Below are 16,225 nucleotides of genomic sequence, written 5' to 3'. Positions count from 1 at the left end.
ATCTTGTTCTTTGCCATAAACCATCGAAGGATGCACAATGCCTGCAGTAGTTGATTGCGACCGAACAGGCCCGGCGGTCGTCGGCACCGCAGAGGTCCACGAAACGCACAGCGCCTACGTGTTTCTACTCGGTGATGTCGCCTACAAGATGAAGAAGCCGATCGAGACGGACTTCCTCGACTTCCGTACCGTCGATTCCCGATGGACCGCATGCGACCGCGAGTTCGTACTGAATTCCCGATTTGCGCCCGATGTATATATCGGTATCGCCGAGCTCACCGATCCGGGCGGCGGGCCCGCCGAACCACTGCTGAAGATGCGACGCCTCCCCGATTCCACCCGGTTGTCCACCCGCGCCGCGGCAGGCGACGATATCGGCACCGTCGTCGACCTCGTCGCGCAGACTGTCGCGGTTGCCCATCGGAACAGTCCTCGAAGTACCCGCATCGACGACGAGGGGCGACAGAGCGCTCTGGACGAGCGGTGGCGCAACAACATTCGCGAGCTGCGCACACTCGCGGTCGGCGTCATCGACACCGCACTCGTCGACGAGCTCGAGGATCGATCTCTTCGCTACGTCGCCGGTCGTGCGGCCCTCTTCGACCATCGGATCTCGCGGGGCCGCATAGTCGACGGGCACGGGGACCTTCTCTCGGACGACATCTTCTGCCTACCGGACGGCCCACGAATACTGGACTGTCTCGATTTCGACGACCGACTGCGCTTCCTCGACGGAATCGACGACGTCGCCTGCTTGGCATGGATCTCGAATTCCAAGGACGCCCCGACGCGGCTCGCCGCTTCGTGGCGTCGTATCTCGAGGCGACCGAGGACAATCCTCCCTGCTCTCTGATCGATCACTACATCGCCTACCGCGCAACGGTTCGCGCGAAGGTCGCCTGCCTTCGCTTTCATCAGGGTCATCCGGCCTCGCAGACCGACGCGCTCGCCCACATGCGACTCGCGCTGGACCACCTGGCGTCGTCGGCCATCACCATCACGTTGGTGGGAGGCCTGCCCGGCACCGGCAAGAGCACGGTGGCCGCCGCACTCGCGGAACGCACCGGGGCGGTGGTGCTGTCGAGCGATGTGGTGCGCAAGGAGAGCGCGGGACTCGATCCACGGTCTCCGCATCCGTCGGCAGTCGGATGCGGGCTGTACACCCCCGAGAAGGCAGCATCCACCTATGCCGAATTGATGCACCGAGCGCGCGAGCAGGTAGGGATGGGCCGTTCGGTCGTCATCGACGCCTCGTGGAACGACGAGAAGTCGCGCGAGCACGCGCTCGAACTGGCCGCCGGCACCCACAGCGATCTTGTCGAGCTCGAATGCCGAACGCCCGAACATGTTGCCCTCGAACGTATTGCGACCCGCCCACGCGGCGCTTCGGACGCGTCGCAGGCCGTGTACGACGCCATGGCCGGTGCCCGACGCCCCTGGCCGAGTGCAACCGTGATCGACACCTCCGGGACGATTGCCGACTCACTTGCCGCGGTGGCCACTTCGTGAACTCTTCGATCCCCGGTACGGAAGAACGCGGAAAGCTCTGGCGCACCAGCGTTCCTGGCTCCGTCGACGACTCTCCGCTGCATCTGTGTGACGAACCTCGTCCCGTCCCCACATCGGGAGAATTGTTGATCGCGGTGCAGGCCTGCGGGGTGTGCCGGACGGATCTACACGTCGTCGAGGGCGATCTTCCGGTACACGAACCTCACGTCGTCCCCGGGCACGAGATAGTCGGGGTCGTTGCCGCCCTCGGCGAGGAGTGCGGCACTGCCTTTCGCATCGGAGATCGAGTTGGGGTTCCGTGGCTTCGGCACACGTGTGGGACCTGCTCGTTCTGCACCGCTGGAAAGGAGAATCTGTGCGCCGAATCCCGTTACACCGGTTGGGATCACGACGGAGGCTTCGCGCAGTGGGCGGTTGTCCCCGTTGACTACGCTCTCACGCTGCCGGACGGATACCGCAATGCCGAACTCGCGCCCCTGTTGTGCGCGGGAATCATCGGTTACCGAGCGTTGCTGCTTGCCGAGCTCCCCGAACAAGGCGTACTCGGCCTCTACGGATTCGGCGGCAGCGCCCATATCGTCGCGCAGCTCGCCCGCTCGGCCGGTGCCACGGTGCATGTGATGACCAGGGATCCTGTTGCGCGCGAGTTCGCGCTGTCCCTCGGTCTCGACTCGGCACAGGACACCTACGCCGCCCCGCCGCAGCAACTGGATGCAGCGATCGTGTTCGCTCCGGTCGGTGAGATCGTCCCCGCAGCGCTCGAGGCACTCGTGCCGGGCGGAACCGTCGTCCTGGCCGGTATCCACATGACCGATGTCCCTGCCATGGATTACCAGCGGCACCTGTTCCACGAAAAACGTTTGCGCAGTGTCGAGGCGAACACCAGGGAGAATGCACGGGCATTCCTCGAGATCTGCGGTCGAATCGACTTGACGGTGCAGACCACGGAGTACCCGTTTTCGCGAGCACCGGATGCCCTGCGCGATCTGCGGCACGGCCGGTTCGCGGGCGCCGCAGTCATCGTGATGTGAACGTCGGCAACGCCGATCACCACGAGAAGGGCCGAGTGTCCTCGAAAAGAGAGCCTTTGTGCCGACGGCACGGCGCGTGTGCCGTCGTACGCTCGAGACTGTCGTCCTTGAACTCGTCGACACGAATCACCCACGTTCGAGGAGACGATGACATGACCGATCTCGACACCGAATTCCGCTCCGCCGGTACGGACTACGAGTTCGCGCTGATGCGTAGCCCGTTGGCTGCGCAATTGCGTGTGGTCGAGTATCGGATGCGGGTGATGATGACCGAGCAGGGGGCGCTGCATCCTCGTGATCTCGTTGCGTCGGCGCTGCCGTCGAGTCGACGCCCGACGCTGAACTCTGCCTGACACCGGCGCGGGCGCATGACCTTCGAGACGCTCGCCCTGTGTGCCGCGGTGGGATTGTTCGGCCCACTGCTGGCGCTTCCACGCGGGCTTCGGATACCCGTCGTCATCGGAGAACTCGTCGCCGGAATTGCACTCGGCTACACAGGCTTCGGCGTAGTCGACCCGAGCGAGCAGACGCTGAGCTTCCTCGCGCAGGTGGGCTTTGCGCTCGTCATGTTCGTGGCCGGCAGTCAGGTTCCGATTCGCGATCCGCGACTGCGCATCGGCCTCGGGGTCGGTACTGCACGGGCGGTGGCCGTCGGGCTGCTGGCAACCGCGCTCGGCTGGGCTGTGTCCGCCGCGTTCGATCCGCCTCACCTCGGTCTGTACGCGGTGTTGATGGCGTCGTCCTCGGCCGCAGTCATCATGCCGATCGTCGAATCCACCGCGATGACCGCTCCGGGCCTGATGGCCCTCCTGCCGCAGATCGCGCTCGCCGATGCCGTCTGCATCGTCGCGCTGCCCCTCGTGATCGATCCACAGCGGGCCGGTCCGGCCGCATTCGGATCTGCGACGGTTCTGCTCGCTGCCGCGGTGATCTTCGTCGTCCTGCGACACTTCGACATCTCGGGACTGCGCCGCCGCGTGCATCGGGTGTCTGCTCAGCGCAAACTCGCGCTCGAACTGCGACTCAACCTGGTTCTGCTCTTCGGCCTCGCGGCACTCGCCGTCCACACCCACGCCTCGGTGATGTTGGCCGGTTTCGGTTTCGGCGTTGCGGTTGCCGCCATCGGAGAACCGCGACGCCTTGCCAAACAGCTGTTCGCCATCACCGAAGGATTCCTGGGACCACTGTATTTCGTCTGGCTCGGTGCATCCCTCGATCTGCGTGCACTTGCCAGTCACCCGAACATGATCGTGCTGGGACTCGTCCTGGGCTTCGGTGCCATCGCGGTGCACGGTGCGATGCGCCTGACCGGCCAGCCCACCCGACTCGGGATACTCGCGGCAGCCCAGCTGGGCGTTCCGGTCTCGGCCGTGACACTCGGCGCGCAGAGCGGAGTCCTGGCTCCCGGTGAAGGCCCTGCCATCGTGCTCGGCGCACTGGTGACCATCGCGGCGGCCGCCGCAGCGTCGCGGGTCGCCGCTCGTCGTCCTGTCTGACCCTGCGGGCCTGCGGCGGCGCAAGGCATTTGGGTGTTTCGAGTTCCGCGTGACGGGGAACATGGGTCCTGGAACGATCGGCACGACGCGAAACGGATCATGACGATGACGGATGACCAGGTCTGGCGCCTCAAGGGTGCGTGCATCGAAGACATGGATGCCTACGACTCGCAACAACTTCCTCGGCACGGACGCAAGCGCGCAGAGAAGGCATGGCGCTTGTGCGCCGACTGCCCGGTGTTGCGCAATTGCGCCGAGCAGACCGCGCGCGATATCGAGTCCGGCCGTATTCCGGTCGGCGTGGTCGTCGCCGGTGCCGCGTATCACGACAATGCGAGCAACGGGCGGCGGACCGACGCCTACCGCACTCTCGAGTTCCTGATCGGACGGCCGCTGTCCAACCCCGCCGCCTGACAGCGCCGAGGTTCTGTAACACCGCGATCACGGAACACTACGAAGTCGGTAACGTGGACAGCTCTGTTCGGCAGGTCTTCGGCGCGTCTTCTCGGGCCTGACCTGCGTCGGAGCAAGTCGCGCAACAATGTCTGCATGACCGCAGCGAACGCAACCGACTTCGGGCTACCGAACGATGTTCAACGGGCACTCTCGCAACGAGCACCGATCGAACAGGCCAAGGGAATGTTGATGGCAATACATCGCATCACCGCCGATGCGGCGTTCGCGCTGCTCGTCGACCGATCGCAGGGCACAAACCGAAAGCTTCGCGACATCGCGCAGGAGTTGGTGGACACGGCTTCGTCGGCGCGGTAACTGTTCAGGCAGCCCCGTACGCTGCTTTTTCAACGCACGGGGCCTGAGCAATGCGGCAGTCCGGACTACTTCATTACCTGCTGTGCCGTATGCCCTGCCATGGCTGCCCGAAACATTCCGTCCGGGAACGCGGTCGTCGTCGTGTCAGAAACGCGCGAGAATCGCACGCGCACAACGAACTACTGTCGCGCGGTCGTACGACATCACATAGTCGAACTCACGATCGGCGTCGATTTCCCCGCGGTGCAGATCGATCGCTGCGAGCACTCCACAGAAGTGCGGACCCAACACCACCACGTTCCACTCCTCCACGAGCGGATCCGTCGGATCGAGGGGCGCATGCATGATGCCGCCCTCTTGTACGTAGCCCATGCCAACGCCGTACACGCCGGCGTACGAGATCTGCTCGGCCATCGAGACCCAACGAGCACGGGTGGTCGAGGTGAAGTGCTCTGCTCGCTGAAAAGTACCGAGCACCAACGTTTCCGGCCCTGCGGCCGCAGCCTGCATCTCGAGAGACGTACTCATCGCCACCAGTAGACGCTTGGTGCTGCGGGTGGCTGTCTTTCCTGCGGACGCGATGGCGTACGGCGACTCGGCGGCGACAGCGGGCGTACTCGAGGTCGGGAACGGCGGCATCACCTCCGCGGCGTCCGCGGGGAGCTCCTCGGTGGTCTCGGCCGCCGGATACAGCTCACCCACCCCGTAGGTCGCTCCGAGTCCGAGTGCGCGAGTGCGGTGCAGTGCAGTGTCGACTCCGCTGGCCACCACCACCGCGCCGGTTCGTTCCACCTGAGCCGAGACGGCATGCGCGGTACGTGCGGTGGCGAGATCGGGACGCCGGGAGACCATCGATCCGGCGAGGATGATCACATCGGGTTCGATGAGCGGCAGCAGGGTCATCGACTGCGGCCGACGACCGACGTCGTCTACGGCCACCACTTTGCCGTCACGCCTGGCCTTGTCGATCGCGGCGAGGGTGCGGGCCGGACTGTCGACGAGTGCCGCCTCGGTGACGACCACGATGTCGCGGCGCAACTGTTCCTCGGTGGCGGAATCGAGTGCAGCAAGGGAGTCGACGTCCATGGAGACGAGCATCGGCAACCGCACCGACTGATTGATCCGAGCCACTCCCCACGCGAGGGCGTCGAGTTCCCGCTTGGCGTCCATTGCTCTCGCGGCGCGCTTAAGCGCGTCGGCGGAGGCGAGCGGGCCGTTCTGCGGACCTCGCAGTTGAACTTCGATCGCTGCGAGCGCGCCGTTGTCCAGCCGACAGACCGGGGCGAAATACGGTTGCACCGTCAGCTCTCCCGTGTCCGTGTCGACTGCAGATCCTGCTTCGGCCAGCGCGAACGTCACACCACAGTTTGACACGAAAAAACGACCCCCGTCACGTGGGGGTTGGCTGATCTTCAAACCTGATTTCCGTAGTTTCTTCTCGCTGTCTTAATGGTGGACGACGGAGGTGTCACGACAGACACCACAACTATCTCGTTTGGATAACTTTGCATAACGCTCCGATAACGGAACTTTCCCAGAGTCGACCGCGCGGCTCGGAACCCTCAGGGCTCGAAATCGGGCCGAAAACCCATGACGGAGTGGACTTTCAGAACCGAAGCCCAATTTTGTTACCACGGCAAACAACAAACGTACCGACCGCATTGTGACTATTTCGACGCGGACCTCGGCTCGGCGTCGTCACTGCAGTTCGTTCACGTCACCGCTCGACAGCGAATCGCCTCCGTAGAGGGCGACGCGGTCGCCGCCGAGCCTTTTCGCTTGATACATCGCCTCGTCGGCGCGGCCCAGCAGTTCGTTGACAGCGGACTCGACGTCCCCCGTCTCGACCACGGCACGGGCAATGCCCAACGACGCGGTCAACGGTGCAGGGTCGGTGCCGTCGCACAGACGAACTCGTAATCGCTCGGATTGTTCGACCACCGTATCGAGGCCGTCGACACACACGGCCGCGAATTCTTCGCCGCCCAGTCGAACCGTGCTGCCGGTGCCGGGAAGACCTCGAGGATGCGATTCGCGGTCGTCCGGATGACCGCGTCTCCATGCTCGTGGCCGTATCGGTCGTTGACCGCTTTGAAGTTGTCGATGTCGATGACCACGGCGACCAGCGACATGTTCGCACCGGATCGAGATTCCAGGTTGCCGATCGCCGCATCGAATCCCCGACGGTTCCGCAGGCCGGTGAGCGGATCGTAGAACGCGCCGGTGGCGTCTCGGCGCAACAGCATGAGGAAGGAATGCCCGATCAACGGTCCCGCGAACATCACCAGGATCAGCATGACGAAGTAGAGACTGGTCTGTAGACGCTCCGCCGGGTCGTTCACCATTGCCGAGACGTAGATGGTGACGGCGGTGACGAATGCGAAGCCGTGATGGACCGCCAACAACTTGGGCCCGTGAAACCCCGCGACATAAGCGCCCATGACCGTGAACAGGGCTGCAATGGGCAGGACTGCGGACGGTCCATCGGTGGTGAGCAGAACAGCCGCGAGCACGATGTCGGCGTACAGCACGAATGCGATCGACACGCGCCAGCTCGGCCAGCCGCCGATCAACCAGATCAACCCCACCGGGACCGTTGTGACGACGGTGAACCACAGGGGCCAGCGCGCGAAGTTGCTGTCGGCGAACCCCGGAATGGTCAGAGCGATCGCCGCGGCACCGCCGTAGAGCCAACACAGGATTCCGATGAGAACCCTGGTGATGTCCAATCCTCGTTGCGAACGCGCATACGCAACGTTCCACCCGTAGTCGACGGGAAGCGACCACCACTGACGAAGACCGTTCACCTTGCAGAGCTTTCCTGGTATCCCGACCTGGAGGGCCAAGTCAACCACAGACGAATCACCCGGTCTGCGAACTCGAGAACTTGCCTGCGGGGCACGGATCGGGCGGCGGAGCCGGGCTTCCCTCCCAGCTCCGCCGCACTCGACTGTACCTATTGTCGAACATATGTGCGAGCTCGCAAAGGAGTGGTTTTCGGTTGTACCACTCATACTGTGCACAAACCGAGAAAGTGACCTACAGTCTGTGACATGCTCCAGAAAAGGGGTTCGAACGGGGTTCGACCGCCAGGTTCCACTGATCCAGTTCATTTGGCGCTCTTAGCAATCCTCACGATTGCTGTGATCGCCCTCGTCGTCATCGCGGTCCAACAGGGCCGCCTCTGATCACGCACCTCAGCGTTCACTACCGACTCTCCTCGGCGGAATCCCGCGTTCGGCGCACGCTTTTGAACGCTCACGTCCGCGGCAGCGCTCGGCCGACTGCATCGATCGAACGTCGACGACGCCGGACCACCTCGATGATCTCGTCGACCACGCGTCGCGTTTCGCCCAAGGCCTGTACAGCGGAGTAGCGCAGAACCAGCCACCCCTGAAGTACCAGCCGGTTCTGGCGTCGACGATCGCCGTCGAACGCTCGGCTCGACGTATGGAACTCGCGTCCGTCGATTTCGACGATCACCCGTGCCCGGAAGTCCACGAGGTCGCCGAAATACGGACCAACCCGCGCGTTGATCTCCATGAAGAACTGTCGAGCGGACAGTGCCCGAGCCACCACTCGCTCGGCCTCGGATCGGGTGCCGAGGCAGCACAGTCGCAATTGTCTCCGTACTGCCTTCATGCCGTGCATCCCGCGAGATCGTTCGCATTCCGTCGCGATTCGACGTCGCAGAGCCGGCCGCGCGATCGCCGTGTCGAAGAACCGCTCCAACTCCTCACCCGTCAGAGTGGCCGCCACGTCGACGAACACCTGGGCCAACGTCACCACCGGAAGACCTCGGCACCGGTCCGCCTCGGGGACGCGTCGTCGATGGATCTTCACCCACTCCGGCGCGTGCTGCCGGGTCGAGGGCGGCACTGTCGCCGTGACCTGCGTCGGCTCCTCGTCGATCAACCCCCACACCCACGCAGCGGTCAGATGACTGAGCACAGCGCCGGGCTTCCACAGAGCAACCGCTGTGCACAGGTCGATGTACTCGGGTTTGCTGGTCGCATAGATTCCGGGCAGCACTCGAATCAGCTGCCCGGACGTAGTTCTGCGAGAGATGGTGCTGCGGCTCATCCCCCGAGCCATCAGGTCGACCGCTGTGTGTACCCCCATGCCGATACGGTGAACGATCGACGACGCCTGCGCCAGTGCTGTTTTCGAAACCTGTGGATAGTTCGGGGTTATCCACAGGCAGCCCGCAACTCAGCGTTCAGTACCGACTCTCATCGGCGGAATCCCGCGCTTACAGCACGCTTCTGAACGCTCACGTCCGCGGCAGCGCTCGGCCGACTGCCGCAGCCACCGCTGCCGCCATGGCGGCAGCCGTACTCGCGGTGGGGTGCACCCCGTCGAAGGTGGCTCCGGGACGTCCGAGCAGCGGCGCGAATTCGGCGACGGGTATGCCGCGCTCGGCGGCCAGTGCTCGAATTTCGTCGTTCAGGTCGTCGGCACTGACCTTGCGCGACGACGGCACCGTGGCGATCACGACCGTGTCGACGTCGCGTGCCCGGTCCAGGATCGTGCGTAGGTTGTCGACGATCCGGGGAAGCGGAACCGACCGGGCGAGGTCGTTCGTGCCTCCGTTGACGACGAGTATGTCCGGGTTCGCCGCCAGTGCGTCGTCGGTTCGGGCGAGGATCTGCGTCGTCGTCGCGCCGTTGATTCCCAGATTGCCACCGTCGGCTGCGCGGGCATCGTCTCCGCACACGAGATACGAGTACCACGACGTGTTGCCGTGAATCCCCCAGTCGACGCGTGAATTGCCTTGCGCCATCGAGTCGCCCAGCGTCACCAATCGTGGGCCGGTGTCGTTGACGCTCCACCCGAAGCAGTGTGCGTTGCGGACCGTCAGCGCCGGCTTCTTCAGTGGTCCTGCCACGAGCGCGGCGACCAGAGCCACCCCGAGTGCCCCGGCGATCCACAGTCGAGTTCTTCGCACGCCGGGGATTCTGCCCTACCGGCGATCACGAGCAGTCCGGGAAGTCCACTTCCGTCCGTGCTGGAGCCGATTGCGGCTGAACCGGTGCCTGCGCTTCGCCGGCGACAGTCGGTTCGACGAGGTTGTACTCGATGGTCTTGGTCTGTCCCGGTTCGATGACGACCGGCACGTAGAACACCGGATGGCCCCGTTCGGCAGCGGTCAGCAGAAACAGTGGAGTTCCGTTGATCGTGGCGTCGGTCAACGTTGCGCCCCGAGTTGCGTACAGTGCCACCACCGATCGGTTGGTTCCCGGAGGTCCGTCGTATCGGGTGGAGTCGTTCTGTCTGCCGGCGATGTAGGTGGTGTAGTCCTGCAGCGGAGCGTTGTTGGTAGTCTCGGCGACGACGCGGGTGGTACGCGTCGGGCCGTCGCAGGACTGCGCGGAGTAGGTGACCTTGCGCTGCAGGTAGTAGTCGAGCTTGCCGCCCGCACCGTTGTTCACCACCACCGCGGCGTACGGGTCGGGGCTGTCGGGAACTTCGTGGCCGATCTCGGTCGGACCGAGGATCGCTTGGAGTGCCGGGTCCGCGCTCCACACGGAGATGTGGCCCTCACTAGTGGCTTTGCCGAGCGCTTCGAGCAGCGCACTGGGAGAGCCGATGTTGCCCTGCATCTTCGCGACCACCCGGGCGGCGATGTCCTGCAGGTAGGCCTTCCGTGCGGCATTGTCGTCCTGGAAGCGGAAGTAGGCGTCGGACTGCGTGATCCGGACGACGTTGGATCCGTCGATCACTTCGCCGTCGCCCATCGTGATGGGTCCGACGGCGTCGAGGATGTAACCGAGGGCGACCGGGTCGGTGGCCAACGCGCCGTCGAGACGCTCGCCTGTTTCCTGCTCCCACATCGACTGCCAGATCCGACCCGCGTACGGAAAGTGCGGACTGACGTTGCTGTTCTGCCAGTTCTGGGTGGGCTGAAAGCGGCTCTCGTAGAAGTCGAAGAAGTCCGGGCCGAGATCGATGGGGTCGTACGGAATCCGAAGCTCGGCATTGCTGGCCAGCGAGTCGACCGCGACCTTCCCGTCCACGGCGCGCACGATGCCGAATCCGCCTATCAATCCGCCTGTTCCGCGGGATTCCGACAGTGTCTGGAAGGCGAGAAAGTAATTGCGCGGGCCGTCCGCCCCGAGCATCGCCGGAAGAACCTCGGCCGCGATGTTCGTGTTCGTCAGCAGGGACGTCAGCTCGTGCGTCTGATCCTGCAACCGAGTTCGCGCCTCACCGACCCGATCGACGAATGTCGGTTCCTCGATTGCCTCGGCCTGGGCATCGAGTACCTCCGCTGCAGCCGCCGCCCGAGACAGCGCAGGCGAGGCGTCGCGCAGGGCGGCGATGTCGATGGAACCGTCGGGCCCACGCAGCCGACTCGGATCGAGGGTGGTGCCCACCTCCACCGAGGGTGTCAGCACATCCACGCTCAACCCGTTGACGACGTCGGTGATCTGCGAGACGACGTCCAGCGGTTGGCCCACGTACGGAATTGCGGCGGCCGCCGTCCAGATCAACGAATCGGTGGCGTCCTTCGCCTGGGTCGAGGTACGCACCGCGTCGGACACGGAGGTGTCGGCCTTCTGCGTATCCCCGGTCAATAGTGCACTTTTTGCCGCCTGGGCATGCTCGCGGGCCTGATCGAGGGAGGTGTATGCGGCATTGGCAGTGTAAGCGAGCCAGGCACCGAGTCCGAGCGCCACGACGACGAACACACCGAAACCGAGCAGGATGCGTCGACCGGAGTTCTTCTTCCCGGCTCGTCGATGCCTACTGCGACCGCGAGGGCCGTCACCGTCCAGGTTGTCGCTGTCGTAGCCCATGGCGTGGTGCGGGCCCCTTTCGCTCCGGCCAAGAGTACAAACGGTGCCGTCGCAGCGCGACACGACTCTGTCGGAGCAGGCTGCGCCGGCGTCGCACCGGCGCAGCCCTCGAACGTCAGGAACCGAGGAATGCGCTCACTGCGGTGCTGCCGCTCTCGGCGCTTCCGCTGCCGATGAGCCCGAGGATGACGTCGACGATGATCTTGGCGATGAATGCGTCCATAACTACTCCTGTTGTGAAGTACCCCCGACGGGATACAGACGGACCTACGAGCGTTGCGACCGTTTGTGACCGGCCACAACGAATCGAAAGGTAGCAGCTGGATCTGTCCAAACGGTGGCGCTGTGGGCGCCGCCACAGTCCCAAGCATTGTTTGTACAAATTTCTGATTTTGTACACATCCTGACAAATTCCGTGTATTGTCCAATCTACAGTGATCGGCCTTACACGAGGAGTAACGATGACCGCATCGAATGTCGACGATCAGGCGCAGGCGCCGGTCGCCGAGTGGCACGACCGAAAGCGATACCTCTGGCTGATGGGTTTGATCCCACCCACGGCGGTCTTCCTGGCCACCGGCCTGGTGTGGGCCTTCAACCAGCTCGGCTGGACCGCCGTGTCGCCGGTCTGGTGGTGGATCGGCGCGCTGCTGGTCTACGGACTGCTTCCGATCCTCGATCGCTTCTTCGGTCCCGACGGTGACAACCCACCCGACGAGGTGATGAAGGCGCTGGAGGAGGACAAGTACTACCGCTACTGCACCTACGCCTACATTCCTTTCCAGCTCGCCAGTCTGGTGTTCGCCTGCTACCTGTGGTCAGCGAACAACCTGTCGTGGCTCGGCATCGACGGTGGACTCGGCCTGATCTCGAAGATCGGCCTGGCCATCAGCATCGGCGTAATGGGCGGAGTCGGTATCAACACCGCGCACGAGCTCGGCCACAAGAAGGACAGCCTCGAGCGTTGGTTATCGAAAATCACTCTGGCACAGACGTTCTACGGCCACTTCTACATCGAGCACAATCGCGGCCACCACGTTCGCGTCGCCACTCCCGAGGATCCGGCGAGCTCGAAGTTCGGCGAGAGCTTCTGGGCCTTCCTTCCTCGAAGCGTGTGGGGCAGCCTGAAGTCGTCCTGGGAGCTGGAGAAGACGCGCATGGAGCGACTGGGCAAGAGCACGTGGAGCATTCAGAACGACGTGCTCAACGCATGGCTGATGTCGGTGGTTCTGTACGGGGTCCTGATCGCGGTGTTCGGTCCGATCGTATTGCCGTTCTTGATCATTCAGGCCATCTACGGATTCTCACTGCTGGAGACGGTCAACTACCTCGAGCACTACGGCCTCCAGCGTCAGAAGAAGGAGAACGGCCGCTACGAGCGCTGCACTCCCGAGCACAGCTGGAACTCCGATCACATCGTGACCAACATCTTTCTGTACCACCTTCAGCGCCACAGCGACCACCACGCCAATCCCACCCGCCGATACCAGACTCTGCGCAGCATGGACGGGGCACCCAATCTGCCGAGCGGCTACGCGAGCATGATCTCGCTGGCCTACTTCCCACCGGTGTGGCGAAAGGTGATGGACCACCGCGTTCTCGACCACTACGACGGTGACATCACGAAGGTCAACATTGCGCCGTCCAAGCGGGAGAAGATCCTCGCCGCGCACGGAGCGAAGTGATGGCCGCGTTCGAGTGCCCGGTGTGCGAGTTCGTCTACGACGAGACCAACGGTGCTCCGCGAGAGGGTTTTCCGGCGGGAACACCGTGGGCGGACGTACCCGACGAATGGCCGTGCCCCGATTGCGGAGTGCGCGAGAAAATCGACTTCAGGAGTAAGGCATGAAGCTCTACCGCTGCGTTCAGTGTGGATTCGAGTACGACGAGGAACTGGGCTGGCCCGAGGACGGCATCGAGCCGGGCACGCGCTGGGGCGACATTCCCGACGACTGGTCGTGCCCCGACTGCGGCGCGGCCAAGGCCGATTTCGAGATGGTCGAGGTAGAGCGCGGGTGACTACTGGGCAACCCGCCGAGGTCGTGATCGTCGGCACCGGTGCCACCGGGTACACCGCCGCCAAAGTGCTACGGGCCGAGGGCTTCACGGGTTCCATCACGCTGATCGGGAGCGAGCAGGAGCCCACCTACCGTCGTCCGGCGGTGTCCAAGGAGCTGCTGATGGGCACCAAGTCGGTCGATCAGGTCCGGTTGGGTGCAGCCATCGAGGACGTGGACGTCCGCACGGGCGTCACCGCTGTCGCCGTCACCGACTCGGCCGTCGAGCTCGATCAGGGCGATCCGATCCCGTACGACGCCGTGCTGTTGGCAACGGGTTCTCGGGCTCGGCAACTCGATTTCCCGGGTCACGTGTTCACGCTCCGCAGCGCCGCCGATGTCGCACCGCTGCATGCCGACATCCTCCGCACCGGGTCGCTGTTGGTGATCGGCGGCGGATTGATCGGGTGTGAGGCGGCCGCAGCAGCCCGGTCACTCGGTGCCGACGTGACGGTGCTCGAAGCGGCATCGGCTCCGCTGAGCCGCATCGCGCCGCCGGAGATATCGCAGATGTACCGAGACCTTCACGCGGACAACGGTATAGCGATGCACACTGACGTCACGGTGACGAGTCTCGACGAGCAGGACGACGGCACCCTCCGTGCCACAGCTCAGGACGGACGCTCATGGTCGGCCGGCACCGTCCTGGTGTCGGCCGGTTCTGTCCCCAACGTCGAGCTCGGGGTGGACATGGGCCTCGAGACCGCGTCGGGAATCCTGGTCGACGCGGCTATGCGGACATCCAGGCCGAACGTCTACGCGGCGGGCGACGTCGCCGAGGTTCCCAACACCATTCTCGGCGGCACCTATCGGAGTGAGCACTGGAACGGTGCCGTCGATCAGGCGACCCGGGCGGCACGGTCCATACTCGGTCTCGACGTCGGCAGCCTCGACGTGCCGTGGGGCTGGTCGACTCAGCACGGGCTCAACCTGCAGTTCGCGGGGTGGACCGGTGCCGAGGACGAGTACGTCGTGGTTCGCGGCTCCATCGAAGATCGCCGCTTCACCGCCTGTGCGCTGCGCGGGGACACGCTCGTCGGGGCCATAGGCGTCGGCTACCCCAAGGACATCCGACAGATCAGATCCCTCATCGCGAGCGCAGACCCCATCGATCGGGAACTCCTCGGAGAAGATTGGCTGGATCGGCCCCATGCGGTCGTTCGATAGAGTCGTGTTCATGCCCGCAGCCGAACAGACGTCGACCCCCGGTCGATACCGTGAAGCCGCGTCCACTCTCGCGCGCGATACCGCGCTCGACGCGTTGCGAGAGCTGCTGAACGAGCGCAACTGGCGCAACGTCACGATGAGCCACATCGCCAAGGCGGCAGGGCTGAGCAGGCAGAGCCTGTACAACGAGTTCGGCTCACGACGCGGCGTCGCGCAGGGGTACGCCATCAGATTGACGGACCTCTTCGTGGCCATGTGCGAAACGGCTCTGTATCAGCACGAGAACGACGCGTCGGCCGCTCTGCGGCAGGGCTTCTCGTCGTTCTTCGAGCTGAGCGGCCTGGATCCGCTCGTCCGGTCGCTGCACAGCGGCGACGCACCGGAAGATCTTCTGCGCCTGATCACCACCGACAGCGAAGTGCTCATCGAGCGGGCGGGTGAGCGTCTGTCCGAGACCTTCCAGCGCGGATGGGTGGGCGCGAGCCCACGACACGCCGACGTGGTCAGCAAAGCCATCGTCCGATTGGCCCTGAGCTACATCCCCGAACCGCCCGAGGACATCGCTGCAGCGGCCGACGATCTGGCGCTGCTGCTGACCCCGTTCGTCGATTCGATCACCGCCGACAACTGACCTCGACGTCCAGAGTTCGACCTCGCCCAGTACGCCGATCTCGCCCCCGCCCCGCTCCCGCCCCCTGACCTGCTTCGGCCCCCTGACGCTCAATGTCAAGCTGTCTGGAGTCGGTTGTTGTTGATTCCGACTGTTGCGGGCGGTTGTGGTGTGCAGGGGCGGCGGCGGAACCGTTCGGGGTGTCGGTCGTAATAGGCCTGGTGAGCTCGGTCTCGGTCGGTCCACAGGTTTCGCCAGTTCCCGGAATGGACGTCCGCGGGTGAGAACAGGGCGATGCCGGAATGTTTGTGGTCGGTGTTGTACCAGTCGACGTAGTCGGTGAGATGCCCGCGGGCGGCATCGATGTCGGAGAACATGCCCGGGTAGTTCGGCCGGTATTTCATGGTCCGAAACTCGGACTCGGAGAACGGATTGTCGTTACTGACATAAGGCCGGTTGTGGGTGAGCTCGACACCGTGCGCGGTCAAACAGTTCTTGAGGGTGTTCGAGCGCATCGCTGCACCGGAGTCTGCGTGAACGAATGATGGTGCGCCGTAACGCTGTATGGCTGTCTCGAACATCTCGGCGGCGAGGTGGTCGCTCTCTCGTTCCTCCACACGCCACCCCGCGATCAGGCGGGAGTGGATGTCGATGATCGAGTACGCCTTGAACGAGGCACCGCGCCACGGGGAGTGCAGATCGGTGATGTCCCAACTCCACACCTGACCAGGTGCGGTAGCGGTGTGCACGGGCATCGGGCGCGGGGTTCGGGTGCTCTTCTTGG

Annotated in this window: 19 protein-coding genes; 12 read left to right on the top strand and 7 right to left on the bottom strand. The window is 64.3% G+C overall.

What is annotated here, in order from left to right; all coding sequences use genetic code 11:
• The first annotated feature begins 37 nt into the window (after positions 1-37).
• The 7 genes from QM590_RS11505 (at position 38) to QM590_RS11475 (ending at position 4,807) form a co-directional block, all read left to right on the top strand.
• Positions 38-853, top strand: coding sequence for a hypothetical protein (locus QM590_RS11505; protein ID WP_269595035.1), 816 nt, complete (start codon positions 38-40; stop codon positions 851-853).
• Entirely contained in the window at positions 760-1,509 is a 750-nt protein-coding gene (locus tag QM590_RS11500; protein ID WP_269595036.1) for a bifunctional aminoglycoside phosphotransferase/ATP-binding protein, read from the top strand. Before QM590_RS11505 ends, QM590_RS11500 begins: the two co-directional genes overlap by 94 nt.
• Positions 1,506-2,540, top strand: coding sequence for a zinc-dependent alcohol dehydrogenase family protein (locus tag QM590_RS11495; protein WP_269595037.1), 1,035 nt, complete (start codon positions 1,506-1,508; stop codon positions 2,538-2,540). The genes QM590_RS11500 and QM590_RS11495 overlap by 4 nt, the downstream gene beginning before the upstream one ends.
• 152 nt (positions 2,541-2,692) lie before the next feature.
• The gene (locus tag QM590_RS11490; RefSeq protein ID WP_068055050.1) at positions 2,693-2,893 is read left to right on the top strand and encodes a hypothetical protein; all 201 of its coding nucleotides are present in this window, start codon (positions 2,693-2,695) and stop codon (positions 2,891-2,893) included.
• A 15-nt stretch (positions 2,894-2,908) separates the two neighbouring features.
• Positions 2,909-4,036, top strand: a complete 1,128-nt coding sequence (locus QM590_RS11485; protein ID WP_269595038.1) for a cation:proton antiporter — start codon at positions 2,909-2,911, stop codon at positions 4,034-4,036.
• A 105-nt stretch (positions 4,037-4,141) separates the two neighbouring features.
• Positions 4,142-4,450 (top strand): WhiB family transcriptional regulator, encoded by a 309-nt coding sequence (locus QM590_RS11480; RefSeq protein ID WP_037193923.1) that lies wholly within the window; start codon positions 4,142-4,144, stop codon positions 4,448-4,450.
• 135 nt (positions 4,451-4,585) lie between these two features.
• A complete protein-coding gene (locus QM590_RS11475; protein ID WP_269595039.1) occupies positions 4,586-4,807 on the top strand; it encodes an ANTAR domain-containing protein in 222 nt (73 codons plus the stop codon).
• A 144-nt stretch (positions 4,808-4,951) separates the two neighbouring features.
• Here the strand turns inward: QM590_RS11475 and QM590_RS11470 are convergent, their stop codons facing one another.
• The 6 genes from QM590_RS11470 to QM590_RS11445 form a co-directional block, all read right to left on the bottom strand.
• Positions 4,952-6,166, bottom strand: a complete 1,215-nt coding sequence (locus tag QM590_RS11470; RefSeq protein WP_269595040.1) for an EAL domain-containing protein — start codon at positions 6,164-6,166, stop codon at positions 4,952-4,954.
• 339 nt (positions 6,167-6,505) lie between these two features.
• Positions 6,506-6,748, bottom strand: a complete 243-nt coding sequence (locus QM590_RS11465; protein WP_269595041.1) for a GGDEF domain-containing protein — start codon at positions 6,746-6,748, stop codon at positions 6,506-6,508.
• Entirely contained in the window at positions 6,685-7,614 is a 930-nt protein-coding gene (locus QM590_RS11460) for a GGDEF domain-containing protein (protein WP_269595042.1), read from the bottom strand. Before QM590_RS11460 ends, QM590_RS11465 begins: the two co-directional genes overlap by 64 nt.
• A gap of 451 nt (positions 7,615-8,065) precedes the next feature.
• Positions 8,066-8,929, bottom strand: coding sequence for a DUF559 domain-containing protein (locus QM590_RS11455; protein ID WP_269595043.1), 864 nt, complete (start codon positions 8,927-8,929; stop codon positions 8,066-8,068).
• Between the two features lie 151 nt (positions 8,930-9,080).
• Positions 9,081-9,755 carry an SGNH/GDSL hydrolase family protein gene (locus tag QM590_RS11450; RefSeq protein ID WP_269595044.1) on the bottom strand — a complete coding sequence of 225 codons (675 nt, stop codon included), beginning with the start codon at positions 9,753-9,755 and terminating at the stop codon, positions 9,081-9,083.
• 25 nt (positions 9,756-9,780) lie between these two features.
• Positions 9,781-11,607: a DUF4012 domain-containing protein gene (locus tag QM590_RS11445; protein WP_269595045.1), complete on the bottom strand. Its 1,827-nt coding sequence runs from the start codon at positions 11,605-11,607 to the stop codon at positions 9,781-9,783.
• Between the two features lie 461 nt (positions 11,608-12,068).
• Here QM590_RS11445 and QM590_RS11440 point away from each other — a divergent pair, with 461 nt between their 5' ends.
• The 5 genes from QM590_RS11440 to QM590_RS11420 are packed head-to-tail and all read left to right on the top strand — an operon-like array spanning position 12,069 to position 15,462.
• A complete protein-coding gene (locus QM590_RS11440) occupies positions 12,069-13,292 on the top strand; it encodes an alkane 1-monooxygenase (protein ID WP_269595046.1) in 1,224 nt (407 codons plus the stop codon).
• Complete coding sequence (locus QM590_RS11435; RefSeq protein WP_269595047.1) at positions 13,292-13,456, top strand: rubredoxin; 165 nt, start codon at positions 13,292-13,294, stop codon at positions 13,454-13,456. The genes QM590_RS11440 and QM590_RS11435 overlap by 1 nt, the downstream gene beginning before the upstream one ends.
• A complete protein-coding gene (locus QM590_RS11430) occupies positions 13,453-13,626 on the top strand; it encodes a rubredoxin (protein WP_269595048.1) in 174 nt (57 codons plus the stop codon). The genes QM590_RS11435 and QM590_RS11430 overlap by 4 nt, the downstream gene beginning before the upstream one ends.
• Positions 13,623-14,831, top strand: a complete 1,209-nt coding sequence (locus QM590_RS11425) for an NAD(P)/FAD-dependent oxidoreductase (RefSeq protein WP_269595049.1) — start codon at positions 13,623-13,625, stop codon at positions 14,829-14,831. Before QM590_RS11430 ends, QM590_RS11425 begins: the two co-directional genes overlap by 4 nt.
• A 10-nt stretch (positions 14,832-14,841) precedes the next feature.
• Positions 14,842-15,462 carry a TetR/AcrR family transcriptional regulator gene (locus QM590_RS11420; RefSeq protein ID WP_269595050.1) on the top strand — a complete coding sequence of 207 codons (621 nt, stop codon included), beginning with the start codon at positions 14,842-14,844 and terminating at the stop codon, positions 15,460-15,462.
• Between the two features lie 95 nt (positions 15,463-15,557).
• Here the strand turns inward: QM590_RS11420 and QM590_RS11415 are convergent.
• Positions 15,558-16,225 (bottom strand): DDE-type integrase/transposase/recombinase (locus QM590_RS11415; protein WP_283279092.1); only part of this gene is annotated, 668 nt, incomplete at its 5' end.

The sequence above is a fragment of the Rhodococcus sp. IEGM 1372 genome (genome assembly GCF_030056835.1).
In the GTDB taxonomy this organism is placed as follows: domain Bacteria; phylum Actinomycetota; class Actinomycetes; order Mycobacteriales; family Mycobacteriaceae; genus Rhodococcoides.
This window is presented reverse-complemented; position numbering and strand designations above follow the sequence as displayed.

Excerpts from the sequence above, each read along its gene's own strand:
- QM590_RS11475 (WP_269595039.1), top strand. The coding sequence starts at position 4,586 with ATGACCGCAGCGAACGCAACCGACTTCGGGCTACCGAACGATGTTCAA.
- QM590_RS11435 (WP_269595047.1), top strand. The coding sequence starts at position 13,292 with ATGGCCGCGTTCGAGTGCCCGGTGTGCGAGTTCGTCTACGACGAGACC.
- QM590_RS11485 (WP_269595038.1), top strand. The coding sequence starts at position 2,909 with ATGACCTTCGAGACGCTCGCCCTGTGTGCCGCGGTGGGATTGTTCGGC.
- QM590_RS11480 (WP_037193923.1), top strand. The coding sequence starts at position 4,142 with ATGACGGATGACCAGGTCTGGCGCCTCAAGGGTGCGTGCATCGAAGAC.
- QM590_RS11490 (WP_068055050.1), top strand. The coding sequence starts at position 2,693 with ATGACCGATCTCGACACCGAATTCCGCTCCGCCGGTACGGACTACGAG.
- QM590_RS11440 (WP_269595046.1), top strand. The coding sequence starts at position 12,069 with ATGACCGCATCGAATGTCGACGATCAGGCGCAGGCGCCGGTCGCCGAG.
- QM590_RS11430 (WP_269595048.1), top strand. The coding sequence starts at position 13,453 with ATGAAGCTCTACCGCTGCGTTCAGTGTGGATTCGAGTACGACGAGGAA.
- QM590_RS11500 (WP_269595036.1), top strand. The coding sequence starts at position 760 with ATGGATCTCGAATTCCAAGGACGCCCCGACGCGGCTCGCCGCTTCGTG.
- QM590_RS11445 (WP_269595045.1), bottom strand. The coding sequence starts at position 11,607 with ATGGGCTACGACAGCGACAACCTGGACGGTGACGGCCCTCGCGGTCGC.
- QM590_RS11505 (WP_269595035.1), top strand. The coding sequence starts at position 38 with ATGCCTGCAGTAGTTGATTGCGACCGAACAGGCCCGGCGGTCGTCGGC.
- QM590_RS11420 (WP_269595050.1), top strand. The coding sequence starts at position 14,842 with ATGCCCGCAGCCGAACAGACGTCGACCCCCGGTCGATACCGTGAAGCC.
- QM590_RS11455 (WP_269595043.1), bottom strand. The coding sequence starts at position 8,929 with ATGGGGGTACACACAGCGGTCGACCTGATGGCTCGGGGGATGAGCCGC.